At 32.1% G+C, this 12,998-nt stretch carries 11 protein-coding genes; 2 read left to right on the plus strand and 9 right to left on the minus strand.

Going from position 1 to position 12,998, the window contains the following annotated elements:
* Positions 1-38: 38 nt before the first annotated feature.
* The 4 genes from AC1RYN_RS06310 to AC1RYN_RS06325 form a co-directional block, all read right to left on the minus strand.
* On the minus strand, positions 39-530 hold the full coding sequence (locus AC1RYN_RS06310) for a pentapeptide repeat-containing protein (RefSeq protein WP_481806274.1): 492 nt from the start codon (positions 528-530) through the stop codon (positions 39-41).
* 91 nt (positions 531-621) lie between these two features.
* The gene (locus tag AC1RYN_RS06315) at positions 622-1,107 is read right to left on the minus strand and encodes a DNA-deoxyinosine glycosylase (protein WP_481806275.1); all 486 of its coding nucleotides are present in this window, start codon (positions 1,105-1,107) and stop codon (positions 622-624) included.
* Positions 1,108-1,111: 4 nt separating this feature from the next.
* Positions 1,112-1,969: an EamA/RhaT family transporter gene (locus AC1RYN_RS06320; protein WP_481806276.1), complete on the minus strand. Its 858-nt coding sequence runs from the start codon at positions 1,967-1,969 to the stop codon at positions 1,112-1,114.
* A gap of 117 nt (positions 1,970-2,086) precedes the next feature.
* A complete protein-coding gene (locus AC1RYN_RS06325; RefSeq protein WP_481806277.1) occupies positions 2,087-2,536 on the minus strand; it encodes a GNAT family N-acetyltransferase in 450 nt (149 codons plus the stop codon).
* Positions 2,537-2,780: 244 nt separating this feature from the next.
* Here AC1RYN_RS06325 and AC1RYN_RS06330 point away from each other — a divergent pair, with 244 nt between their 5' ends.
* Both AC1RYN_RS06330 and AC1RYN_RS06335 read left to right on the plus strand, forming a co-directional pair.
* A complete protein-coding gene (locus tag AC1RYN_RS06330; RefSeq protein WP_481806278.1) occupies positions 2,781-3,407 on the plus strand; it encodes a hypothetical protein in 627 nt (208 codons plus the stop codon).
* Positions 3,408-3,658: 251 nt separating this feature from the next.
* The gene (locus AC1RYN_RS06335; protein ID WP_481806279.1) at positions 3,659-3,898 is read left to right on the plus strand and encodes a hypothetical protein; all 240 of its coding nucleotides are present in this window, start codon (positions 3,659-3,661) and stop codon (positions 3,896-3,898) included.
* Positions 3,899-4,249: 351 nt separating this feature from the next.
* Here the strand turns inward: AC1RYN_RS06335 and AC1RYN_RS06340 are convergent, their stop codons facing one another.
* The 5 genes from AC1RYN_RS06340 to AC1RYN_RS06360 all read right to left on the minus strand — a co-directional run bounded on the left by AC1RYN_RS06340 (position 4,250) and on the right by AC1RYN_RS06360 (position 12,989).
* Positions 4,250-4,582 carry a hypothetical protein gene (locus AC1RYN_RS06340; protein WP_481806280.1) on the minus strand — a complete coding sequence of 111 codons (333 nt, stop codon included), beginning with the start codon at positions 4,580-4,582 and terminating at the stop codon, positions 4,250-4,252.
* A 377-nt stretch (positions 4,583-4,959) separates the two neighbouring features.
* Entirely contained in the window at positions 4,960-5,676 is a 717-nt protein-coding gene (locus tag AC1RYN_RS06345; protein ID WP_481806281.1) for a hypothetical protein, read from the minus strand.
* A gap of 184 nt (positions 5,677-5,860) precedes the next feature.
* Entirely contained in the window at positions 5,861-7,873 is a 2,013-nt protein-coding gene (locus AC1RYN_RS06350; RefSeq protein WP_481806282.1) for a DEAD/DEAH box helicase, read from the minus strand.
* Positions 7,874-8,626: 753 nt separating this feature from the next.
* Positions 8,627-9,715 (minus strand): efflux RND transporter periplasmic adaptor subunit, encoded by a 1,089-nt coding sequence (locus tag AC1RYN_RS06355; protein ID WP_481806283.1) that lies wholly within the window; start codon positions 9,713-9,715, stop codon positions 8,627-8,629.
* On the minus strand, positions 9,705-12,989 hold the full coding sequence (locus AC1RYN_RS06360) for an efflux RND transporter permease subunit (RefSeq protein WP_481806284.1): 3,285 nt from the start codon (positions 12,987-12,989) through the stop codon (positions 9,705-9,707). The genes AC1RYN_RS06355 and AC1RYN_RS06360 overlap by 11 nt, the downstream gene beginning before the upstream one ends.
* Positions 12,990-12,998 lie beyond the last annotated feature (9 nt).

The raw sequence follows: 12,998 nt of genomic DNA on the forward strand, positions 1-12,998 counted from the left end.
TGTTTTTACATCTACTTCGTTCGGCGTATTGTCTAAGGTTAATACATGCTCCCTGTTGTTAGGGAGGCAGCACCTAAATCGGCTTTATTTGCAATTGCTTTATCAAATTCGGCGCGGTATAAGTCGCAATTATCAAAAACTACATTTGTGATATCACTAGCCATAAAATCGACTGCTACTAAGCTGCAATCGGTAAACGATGTTCCTTTTATTTTTAAAGTATAAAACTTAGAAAAATCTAAAACACAATTATTAAAATTTACTTCGAATATAAGTTTATCACACATAGCAAAATTTACATCTTTAATTTCGCAGTCATTAAAAGTAGCAGTTCTAAAAGCGACATAATTTATTTTGGCTTCGCTAAAAGTACAATTGTTAAATATACAATCAATAAAAGTAAGGGCTAAGAAAGTACAGGCAGAGAAATTACAATTGTTAAAAGTACAGCATTCAAAATCCTTGAAATTCAGATCATCTCTATTGTAAGTGATGTCTTTGTATTCTTTATCAAGGAAATAGTCTGTCATGTTAAATTGTGATGCGAAAAAAGTAAAAATATTGATGCAAATAAACGAAATTATTTTCTCTTAAATAGTGCTGATTTTAATTTGGATCTTCCTATTGTAAATCTAAAATGACTTTCCATTCATTTAGTTTTGTGTCAAATGATTTGCTGGCATTTGCTGGACTTGTAGACGGAAGAGTAATGAGTTTATAATCATCACTTATTTGTATGTATTTCTTGAAAAATGCAGCAGCCTTTTGTCCATTAAAAAGGATTGTTTTAATATGGGAATGCTCTTTCAGGAAAGCTTCAAAATCGTTGGTAATTTCATTTTTAATCGCACTATCGAGACTTCCAACTCGATCGCAGTATTTCAAAACGTCCCATAAAGCAATGTTGTTTTTTAAAAGAATTTCTTTTTTAGTTTCGTAATCATTCGTTATATCTTCTTTAAAAATGGTGAATACTAATTTCCAAAAGTTATTTTGTTTATGTCCATAGTATTGCCCTAATTCCAAAGATTTTATTCCAGGCATGGTTCCAAGAATTAAAATAGTAGCACTTGGCGATGCTATAGGTTCAAAGGAAAAACTTTCCATTAGATTATTTGCTGTTTTGAGATATTACAATTAAAACTATTGCTATTAAGGCTAAGAAAAGACCAAGGTAATTCATCTTGGATTGTTTTTCTTTAAAGATTAAAATACCAATAAGACTTCCTAAAATGATGACTCCCATGTTCATTCCTGCAAAAACTGTCGAAGGATTTTCGGCAAATTCTTTGTGTGCTTTTAGATAAAAGAGAATATTACCAAAATTAAGAATACCTACCAATCCGCCAAAAAGGATATTATTTGCAGTAAGCTTTACTTTCTTAATAGTAGTTTCATACACAACAACTACTATCATTATAGTCATTGAGATTGCAAAAATAGCAAACAATGAAGTAGTGTAGGGAAGATCGGTATAGGTTGCAATTTGCTTAAAAAGAATATCGATTACTCCAAAACCTAACAATACAACTGCAGGATAAATCCATTTATTGGTTGTTTTATCAGTGGGTTTGTTTAGGATAAGCAATAAGGCAGGTAAGGCAATTAAAAGGGCTATGATTTTAAGGATATTAAAATCTTCTTTAAATAATAACCAAGCGGCTAGAATAGGGATAAATAACGAAAGGCGCTGTGCAGCATCTGTTTTTACAATTCCCATATGTTTTATAGAAAGTGCCAAAAACAGAAATATAGAAGGCAATAAAATCCCAATTACAATATAAAGATTCCAAGGAGCAGCGGCTGAAATTGCAGAGATGTCGGGATTGAATGACAGATAACAAAGTGACAAGGCAAAAATATAATTGTAAGCCACGATTTGAGTATTGCTGGTATTGTATTTTCGTGCTATTTTAAATAAAACACCAACACTCACACTGCATAAAATACTTAATATTAGAAATAACATATATTTTCGGGTTTATTTTCGACGAAATAATTCGCTCCCAAATTTACTTCTATTTTAATTAAAAAAGCCTTCAAAAATTGCTATTTTGAAGGCTTTGTATTTGGCTGAAAATCAGTTTTATTTTATGAAATCCATTTCAACATGATCGATTCCTGCATCTACAAAATAATTGTCGGTTACTTTAAAACCATTCTTTATATAAAATTGTTGAGCAACAACCTGAGCATGCAAGTATATTTTTTCTTCTGATTTTACATCATCTAAGATTTTAAGCAATAGCGCTTCTCCAATACCTTTTCCTCTGTAGTTTTTTAATACTGCAATGCGCTCTATTTTGGTTCCTTTCTCTGTTTTTCTGTATCTGGCTGCACCAGCTGGTAACTCATTGTAAGTCGCCAAATAATGAACCGATTCGTTGTCATCCATCGATTCGCGTTCTACAGATACATGCTGTTCTTCTACAAAAACTTGTCTGCGAATAAAGAAAGCGAGATCTATTTGATCTTTATCATTAACTAATGCAGTCTTGATTATATTGGGCAAAGTGTGATTTGATTTAGTCTCCATTTTATTGATTTTATACTGTCAAAAAATAATTTATATGCAAATATACGTAGTTGACTACATATATTCAAAATCAAAAAGAAAATTTTAAGTTTTATTACTAATCAAAACCGATAATCTTTTGGCAAACGAATAAAAAACAGATAATAAACGAAGAATTTATTTTTTGAATATTATAATTATCTATTTTTGATTCGAGCACTTTTGAATATGAATTACCAGAATTTTTCTGGAAAAAATAACATAAATGAAAAAGGAAATTTTAGATAGAATTCAACAACTAGGAGGAAACATAAGTAAAGTAAAAGGACTGCCTACGCATAGTGCTATTTTGTCAATTACTTTTGATACTGTTCTCTATCGAAGACCAATTGATACTCCATGGGAAAAAGCCGAGGATTCGGAACCAATTTATGGAATCGCTGAGTTCATTACTGAAAACCAAGAACTTTTTAAAAAAGACCCAAAAGTATTTTATGATAAAATAATCGAAAAATATTATCGATTAACGATTGAAGGCTATGGACAGATGTTTTGGGAAGGCCAGCCTTTTACCCCTTTTAAAGTAGGTACAGAAGACTATGAGGAATGGAATGATGAGTTTATAGATGAAGATATTGATCTAAGCGAAATAACTAAGGTAACGAATGATCCTGCTCCAGATTTCATCTACCTTTTTTCTAGTTATGGCTTTCCTGATAATTACTATATATGTCTATCAGACCCAAATCCAGAGAATCCTACATTATTTGGTACTGATCACGAAGTCTTTTTTAGAGAAGTTACTAATGAAGGAAATCTAGAAGATTTCTTAAATACTTTTATGACGAAAGAAGAACTTTTAGAAATAGTAAAAAGAAGGATAGATGGATAGTTCAGTATTTTTTGGTTTCTTTGCTGAAAATCATTGGTAGCTTCATTTAATTGGAATAACTATCAAGTTTTTATGAATACAACATCATTAATGAAAGTTTTTTCTTATTTTTGTAGTTCTTAAATCTTCACATTAAGAACAAAACAAAATTTCCCTTATGTTATGTAGTAAAGTTCCGAAAGGGCTTTGACGCCGTGAAGAAGCGTAAGACTGCTAACGCATGAGGGTTTTTATTCTTAAATCTTCACATTATGAGTACAAACACAAACCACCTTTCAGAAGAAGCCAAAACAAGGCTTATGAATTTTTTTAGCCATGTAATAGAACCAAAAGATATGGCTAAAGTAATAAGGCAAGCAAACTATCTTCTTGCTATAAGTGCCATTAGAGAAAATCAAGATCTTCAGAACGAAATGATCAACTTTGAAAACAGCTTTTATTGGCTCAATGAATTAGCCGAAGCTTTAAATCCTTATTTGAATGTGGAATAAGTTTTAATTAGCATATTTTAAAAACCCTCGATTTGTAGAAATCGAGGGTTTTTTGTTTTATCATTTTCTGTGCTCATGAAATCATAGACGTTTGTTCAGCGTTTATGATGAACACTCGTAGAATGAAAACCAATAATTTAGAGTTTATTGTTTTCCAATGAGTGGATTTATACGATTTCTTAATTGATTCTCTATAATTGGTATTATCGAGTCATAATTTTTAAATTCAAGTTTTATTACGCTAATTCTAAAGGTTTCATCTTTCATGTTTTGTCTTGCTAAAAGTTTCATTGCAAAAGTTGTCTTGTTTAAATCTTTATAAATATGTTCATGTAATCTTGATTTGATATTTTAAGATTTACCTATATATAGAGGAATCCATTCTCCCAATTCAGTATGAGATTTTATCCTTTTTAGTTTAAAATTTGGAGTAAATTTTCTTAAATAATCTTTGTCTTCCCATCTAAATTTAAAATCATTTACCCATTCTTCAAATACTGAAAAATTACCATTATTCTTTACTTCAATTAAATAAAGACCAGAATTAGCTAATGTTACCCATGGAATATTTTCTAGTTTTTCATTTAATTCAAATTGGCATACTTCTACAAAATGAAGTTCTTTTGTAAATGCCGTAATGAGTTCAAGTTGTTTTGTTATTCCTTCATCAATTATTTTTATCATTTGTTTTTTGTTTAAATAAATTTAAATTTCCGAGCCTATAACTTTTAATTTAATCCCTGCAGTTATATCCAAATGGTTTGTGTACATATAAAAGCTTTAAAACATTTGGACTTACATTTTTTTTGCTTATTCCTGCATTTGGACAAGAAAAATTTGGATTTCCAATGGTTTTTTCCTCATATCATTGCATATATTATCTATTAGATCAATATCTCCTTTTAAAATTCTGGTTTTATTTATTCTTGTTTTCAGATTTTCTCTTCTATTAAAATGCTCCTTAAAAAAAATATAATCTTTATATTTCCAATTAATAGATTTTTGAACTTGACCACATATCTGATACAGGTTTAACTTTTCTAAATCATTTGTTGGAATCGCTATAGATTGATTTTTCCCTTACTTACAAATTTGATATGATATAAATTCAAAAAAACTTTGTCTACATCACTTCTTAATGTAACTAGATCGGCCATCTCACCACTATCATCATCATTATAAATTACATCCCAATTCTCTGTTTTTAGTGATTGAAATAATTTATATTGTATAGAGTCCTTTATAAAATTACCTTCATTAAACCCCATAGATTCTTTTGCTAAATCTATACCTTGCCAATCAAATGGTATAATTTCATCCTTTGGAAAATCTAAAATTTCTTCATTAAATTTTATGTAACGATTACCGTAAAGTATTGAATTTTCTATAAAACCTATCTGAGGAACATAATCCCCATTAAAATATTCAAGTAGTGATCTTGGTTCTTGTGTTCCTTTTATTATAAAAACATCCAAAGTAGAAATTTTCTCTACCCTAAATTCAGTTTTATTTACACTTAATTTAAAACTTATTATTTCTTTTGGAGTTAATAATTCAAAAACTATATCTCCAAGCTCATTTGGATTTTTAAGTTGTAACTCACAGTCCCATAAATTATACGAAACACCTGAAATCTTCAATACATATTTCTTATCAAGTTCTTTGTAATGTAGAGGGCTCCAATCAATAAAATAAGGTATTGAATTTGGTCTTTTTTCTATAATTTCAGGTTCAAGAGTATCTAAAACTTCATTTGGATCTACATCTGGATTAATCAACTTATCACCTACACTTTCACACCATTTTGTAAGTTCTTTTAAATTCCCTCTAAGATATGACCAGATTTTACCTTTCTTAGATGCACCAAAAGAAACTTTTTCTCCATTTTCAAATCCAACTCCGAAAATATTATTTTTAGTACCCGAATCTAATTCTTTTTTTGTTATAGCTGAGCGTAAATTACTACCAAAAAAAGATTGAAAACTTTTGTCTTTTAGGAGTCATTCTCATACCAACACTAAATAATAATAATCTTTTTACATTGTGAAATATCTTAAATACATCAGATTCTGAGATTTTTACATATCCATCAACAAAGATTTTATCAACTAGGAAATTATAACTTTCTTTTTTAACTGAGGAATGAATAAAAAGTAAATTGTTTTTAGATTCATAATGTATAACCATTAAATGCCAATCAAAATTTTGAAATTCACTAAAACTTCCCCATTCAACATTTATCTCTTTACCTAATAAAATTACCAAAGTTCTTTCATCCTCGTTATATGAAATAAATCTATGTTTATATTCATCGAAATCTTCTTTAGTAATTACATTTAATTTTTGGAATACATCTTTTGAATTTTTATAAACTAATGTACTAAATGCTGGATTAATGTTTTGAAAGGGGATATCTGATTCTTCGATATTATTAAATCCCGATAAAAATTCACTAAAATCAATCTGATCTTGAGTTGCAATTTGACTTAAATCTGGCAAAATAGTATTCCAATTAGATTCTTTATTATAAAGCAGATCTATACCCTCTTCAATTCCTTCCTGCCTTAAGTTAGCAATAAACGAAGCATTTCCTAAATTAATTGAATTACTAACCCTTGTAAATCTTCCTATAAATTGCAATGTTATAGGTAAGCTTTTTCTAATATCATGTAATGCTGCAATTTTTAGTTCAGGTAAATCAAAACCTTCTCCCAGCATATCAACACAGACAATTATTTTATGTTTTCTTTTTTTTATATTTTCCAGAACAGTTTTTCTGCTTAGAACGCCAGAGTGAATAATCACAGGATTAAATTCTGTATAACTTTCATATAATTTAAAAACTTCATCAGCTCTTCCATTTGTTCGACACCTCGCCATTAAAAAGTGATCTAGTTTTTTAACATCTCGATCTTCTCTCAATTTTTCAATAGCTTTTAATGCAATATTTTTATCCGCAAGATCTCTATCATATTCTCTAATAGCTATAAAATCAATTTTCTGAAAATATTTTTGTTCTTGAGCATCTTTCATTGAAAAATTATAAATAAATTTTCCTGAAAGTCGCTCCCCATCATATCTAAAGGGTGTTGCTGTAAATTGTATTATTTTACCTTTATCAAAATAATTAATTACTCTGTTCCATTGCTTTGCTTTTGCATGATGAGCTTCATCAACAAATAAATGAGAACATAAATTTGCTATAATTTTAATATCATCATCTGGGATATTTGAAATCAAACTCATAGTTGATACTACAACATTACATTTTTCAAAAAAATCCTTTAGTTCTTTTAAATCTTTTATTCCTTTATCTAATATTCCAACTTTTGGATATAGAGCAGTTTCAGAAACAATACCAAACTTTTTTAAAACACCTAATGAAATAAATTTTTCAGAAAGTTGAGTACGTAAAGAATCCGAAGGAACAATAACTATAAGCTTTTCACATTTATTTGCAACCAATACAGAAAGCATGGTTTCCGTCTTTCCTGTCCCTGTTGGCAATACAACAATCCCTGCTTCTTTTGAATTAGTAAAGTGTCCTAAAATATTATGTATTGCTCCTAATTGGGGTTTACGTAGTCCACCTTTTTCTTTTGCGTCTACCTTTTCGAATTCAGAAATTTCATCATTCTTATAAACAAAACTATCTTTCCAAGATGCGCATACCATATTTGGGGCAATTGTTAATATTTTAGGATGTTTTATCCATTTTTTAATAACAAGCTTTTTATCATTTAAATTCTCTTCTGTAGGAGTGCCATCAGATAATAATACAAAAGCTATATCTTTAGGATATATATTTTTATTTCCCGTGATGCAGTATTTAGTAGTTTTATCTTTAAAGATGACATAACTTCTGTTTTTTTCAATTAAATCAACTTCAATTTTTCTTTCAATATCTTTTAAATGGATAATAGAATTATTAGAAGTTTTTATTATTTCTTTTAGTTCAGGTAGTATTATCTCCATATTTGTTTTATTAGTTAGTAAAACCCGATAATAGAGATTTGTAATCTATACTATCCTTTTGTAAATTTAATTGTTTGATTCATAAGTGTTTTACGGAAAACCTTACTTAACAAAATTAAACCCTAATTTTCAAAAATATCAATTAACAATTTCAAGCAACTACGTATAAATACCTGTTTATTTAATTAAAAGGTATTTCTTATTTATGCTTGACAACGCAGATTTGAAATCTGTGTCTGCAAAGTTGTATTAAAGAAATAGTTAGGTCTTATTGTTGTGGGCACGGATTGAAAATTCGCGTTATTGCTGTGTGTATCCATGCAGTCGCATTCTAGCCCTGATAAAAGGGAAAATCCTTTTTTATTGTTTTTCTCAATAAAAAAGATTGGAATGATAGCAGGAATAGCTCCTGAAGAAAATATTTTTTAAAGCTTCAATAGTTTTTTGAATTGCCTCCTGCTTTAGCTGGAGGTTTAGAATAGAATAATAAAAAAGGCTTTAGCCAAAATATACATTCGGTTAAAACCTTGATTCTTGCTATATAAAATCCCTCCAGCTAAAGCAGGAGGCTATTCAAACTTTTAGTATTAATCTTCGCGAATCTCTGCGAAATTTTTAAATATAAAAAAAGGGCGATACTAAATAAAGTATCGCCCTTTAAGGCAAAATTTAATTTGCATTCTAAAACCAGATTTTAAAATGCGGGATTTAAAAATTGCTTACAGTTCTTGTAATCTATAAAAAGAAAGTTAGTTATTCCTTAACAGCATCACCTTCTTTAATTTCTTCGCTGGCAAGTTTTATTAGTTTGTCGTTGGTGTTTAAATCACCAAAGATTTCAATTTTATCATCGATTTCTCTACCTTTTTTTACGTTGATTCTTGTTGCTTTATGATTTACTACTTTTATAACATAAACTCCTTCGGCAGAACTTACAACGGCAGTTTTAGGCGCTACAAATGTACTGTCTTTTGCATTTAGCGGAAGCAAAACTTCGGCTACCATTCCAGGTAATAAATTTCCGTTGGTATTGTTCACATCCATTTCTACACGTTCTGAGCGTAGTTTTAAATCTAATGCTCCCGACATACGTTGAATTTTTGCTTTAAATGTATCTGGCGATGATTTTACATTAAAACTCATTTCGTCTCCTTGTTTTAAATATCCTGTGTATAGTTCTGGGATAGATACGGCAAGACGTAATTTTGTTTGTTCCTGAATGGTTAATAGAGGCAAATCCGATCCTTTTCCTGATGGCCCAACATAAGCGCCTAAATTGACATTTCTTGCTGTTACAATTCCGTTAAAGGGCGCACGAATTTCCAGATAACCTCTCATAATCGCGACTTCTTTATGTGCTGCAACGGCTGCCTGATATTGTGCATAATCAGAATTCTTTTTTCCGTTTGCCATTTCTAAGTCATTTTTAGAAATTGTTCCTTCGACCTTGCTGGTTTCATAAAGACGGTTGTAGGTGCTTTTGCTTGTATTGTAAATGGCTTCCATCGATTTTAATCTCGATTCAGCAGCTGCAAGTTGCGAACTAATTTCGGGTGCTTCCAGTACAATTAATAGCTGTCCTTTGGCTACTTTTGAACCAATATCTACTTTAAGTAATTTCACAAAACTGCTCACTTTGGCATATAAATCTACTTGTTGGAAACCTGATAATTCTGCAGGCATTCGCAATTCGGTAGATAGTTTTTCTTTTTGCAAAAGGAAGGTTTCCGTTTTAGGTTCCACTTCGGCAACAGCTTCTTCTTTTTTGCTCGAGTTGCAGCTGCTTAATAAACTTACTGCTACGAATAATAGCATGGTCGATTGTATTATTTTATTTTGCATTTTTTGGATTTAATGAGGATATATAATGAATGCTTTCTTCGTCTTCGGGATCTAATGAAACCGATTGTGTTGTTGCTTTTTCTTGCGCCCACGCAAAAATTAATGGTAAAATTAAAAGTACTGTAAAGGTCGAAAAGAATAATCCGCCTATAACTGCACGTCCTAATGGTGAAACCTGATCGCCTCCTTCGCCGTGACCAATTGCCATGGGTAACATTCCGGCAATCATCGCTACTGATGTCATGATAATAGGGCGGAGACGTAATGCTGCTGCTTCACGAGCCGACTCTAATGCGTTGCCATTGTGTTTGCGTAATTGTTCGGCATTGGTAACCAATAAAACCGCATTGGCGATAGAAACCCCAACCGACATGATAATTCCCATATATGATTGTAAGTTTAAGGTCGAACCTGTAATCGTTAGCATTAATAAAGCACCCAGAACTACTGCAGGAACAGTTGTTAAGATGACCAACGAAACTTTGAACGATTGGAAATTTGCCGCCAGCATTAGGAAGATTACGAAAATAGCAACCAATAAACCAACTTGCAGACTGCTTAATGTTTCTACCAATACTTTACTCATACCAATAGGGGTAATGAATAATCCACGAGGTAACTCTCCCAATGAATTTATAGTTGCATCTACATCTTTTACTGCCGTACCCAAATCGGTTTGGCTAATATTCGCAGTAACGGTAATATATGGCATGGCTCCTAAGTTGTCATTCTCACCACTAACAAAACCGGGTGTAATTTTGGCAACATCGCTTAAAACTGGACGGAGCGAATTTTTTAATACTGGAATTTCTCCAATATCGGTTTTGCTCTTCATTTGATTCAACGGAACCTGAACTTGTACGTTATACGATAATCCAGCTCTTTCATCTACCCACATATTTTTTTCAGTATATCTGGATGAAGAGGTTGATGCTACAAGCGATCTTGAAATATCATTCATATCTACACCTAGTTCGGCAGCACGAGTTCTGTCAATATCGATATTCATTGCAGGATAATGAATTGGTTGCCCTATTTGTACATCTCTGAAATAAGATATCTTTTTTAGTTTTTCGACTATTTGGTTGGCGTAAAGCTCATTTCGTTTTTTGTCTTTTCCTGCAATTCGCACTTCAATAGGAGTAGGGGAACCTTGACTTAAAACTTTATCGGTTAGTTCGATAGGTTCAAAAGAGAGCTTTACATCAGGAATAATTTTTTTGATTCTAGCTCTGAATTCATCTTTAAAATCATCCATATCGGTATGATACTCTTTTAAACTCACCTGAAAAACAGCTTCATGCGACCCTGCCATAAACAAATAAATGGGGTTAATAGAGAACAATGCCGGGTGTTGACCTACATATACTGAGGAAATCCCGATATGTTCCTTGCCAACCATTTTGTTTAATTCTTTCAGTACTAAAATTGCTTTTTCTTCGGTACGTTCTAAACGGGTTCCGTCGGGAGCGCGCATTCTTAACTGAAACTGACTTGAGTTTACTTTTGGGAAAACATCTTTTCCGATAAAGGTAATCAGTACAATTGCCAAGAAAGTAATTCCGAAAAGATAGGCGAGAGTGACTCCTTTTTTATGCGGGAAGAGTCGATCTAAGGTTCTCATAAATCGGATTCTGAATCTCTCAAAATGACTTATTTTTCCATCATTGTTAAAATCGTCTCTTTCGACCATTGCTTTTTTCTGAGTAATCAAATCTTTTTCTGACTCAGGCGTTAATCCGCAATCATTAAATTCGGCTTCGTCATCTGTAATTCCTGGTGCGTGGGCGTGTTTTGGGTGCGCTTTCATCAACCAGTTTGCCATTACAGGCACAAAAGTTTGTGATAACAAAAACGAAATAACCATCGAGAATCCAATCGCTAATGCTAATGGTAAGAACAATGCTCCCGGAATTCCGACCATCGTAAATGCTGGTGCAAATACGGCAAGAATACAAAGCAGAATCAATAATTTAGGCAGTGCAATTTCCTGACAAGCATCCCAAATGGCGAGTGCCTTGGGTTTTCCCATATCGAGATGCTGGTGAATGTTTTCTATGGTAACAGTACTTTCATCTACCAGAATTCCAATAGCAAGAGCCAGTCCGCTTAAAGACATTAAGTTGATGGTTTGTCCGAATAGTTTCAGGAACAAAACTCCTGAGATAATCGAAATAGGAATGGTAAGGATTACGATCAAAGCTGCGCGTCTGTCACCAAGGAATAATAAAACCATTAATCCTGTTAATACAGCTCCGATAATCCCTTCTGTAATTAAACTCTTAACCGAATTGATTACATAAACTGATTGGTCAAATTCGTATGATAGTTTTACATCTTCGGGTAAGGTACTTTGTATTTTAGGCAGTTCGGATTTTAATTTCTGAACCACATCCCAAGTCGAAGCATCTCCCGCTTTGGCAATACTTATATAAACTGAACGTTTTCCGTTGACTAAGGCATAACCAGCCGTAATATCGGCACCATCTTTTACGGTGGCAACATCACCTAATTTTAAGTTCTGAACGCTTCCTTTAAACAACGGAATGTTCTCAAAATCTTTAACTTCTTTGATCGTATTATTGGTTGGTGTAATATAATTTTTATCGCCTATTCTCACATTTCCAGATGGAGCCGTTTGGTTGTTTACACGAATGGCTTCAACAATTTGATCAGGAGTCATACTATGCGAACGAAGCAAATCGGGATCTACGTTAACCTCAATTGTTCTTGGGCTTCCGCCAAAGGGTGCTGGTGATAATAATCCCGGAATAGAAGTAAATGACGCACGTACGTACACATTGGCTAAATCCTGTAATTCATTGTTGGAGCGTATTTTACTACTCAAAACCAATTGTCCGATTGGTAATGATGATGCATCAAAACGAATAATAAATGGCGGTTGTGTTCCTGGAGGAAATGCCGCCTGAATTCTGTTTGAAAGCGAACTCAATTCGGCAGCAGCTTGCGCCATATTTGTATTTTCGTAATAGGTTAATTTCATAATCATTAACCCCTGAATATTCTTAGTTTCTACCGATTTTACACCATTGGCAAAAGGCAAGATATTAACATAAGTCTTAGCAAAATAAGCTTCCATCTGATCGGGAGTATAACCACCAAAAGGATGTGCGATATAAATAACCGGCAAATTCATTTTCGGAAGTATATCTACTTTGATGTCTTTGATGGCACCAATTCCGAAGAAGAATAAACCTGCAACCATAACCAGTATGGAAATGGGTTTGCGAAGTGCAAAACGTATTAAATTCATTAGGATCTA

The sequence above is a fragment of the Flavobacterium sp. TC780 genome, from assembly GCF_056783245.1.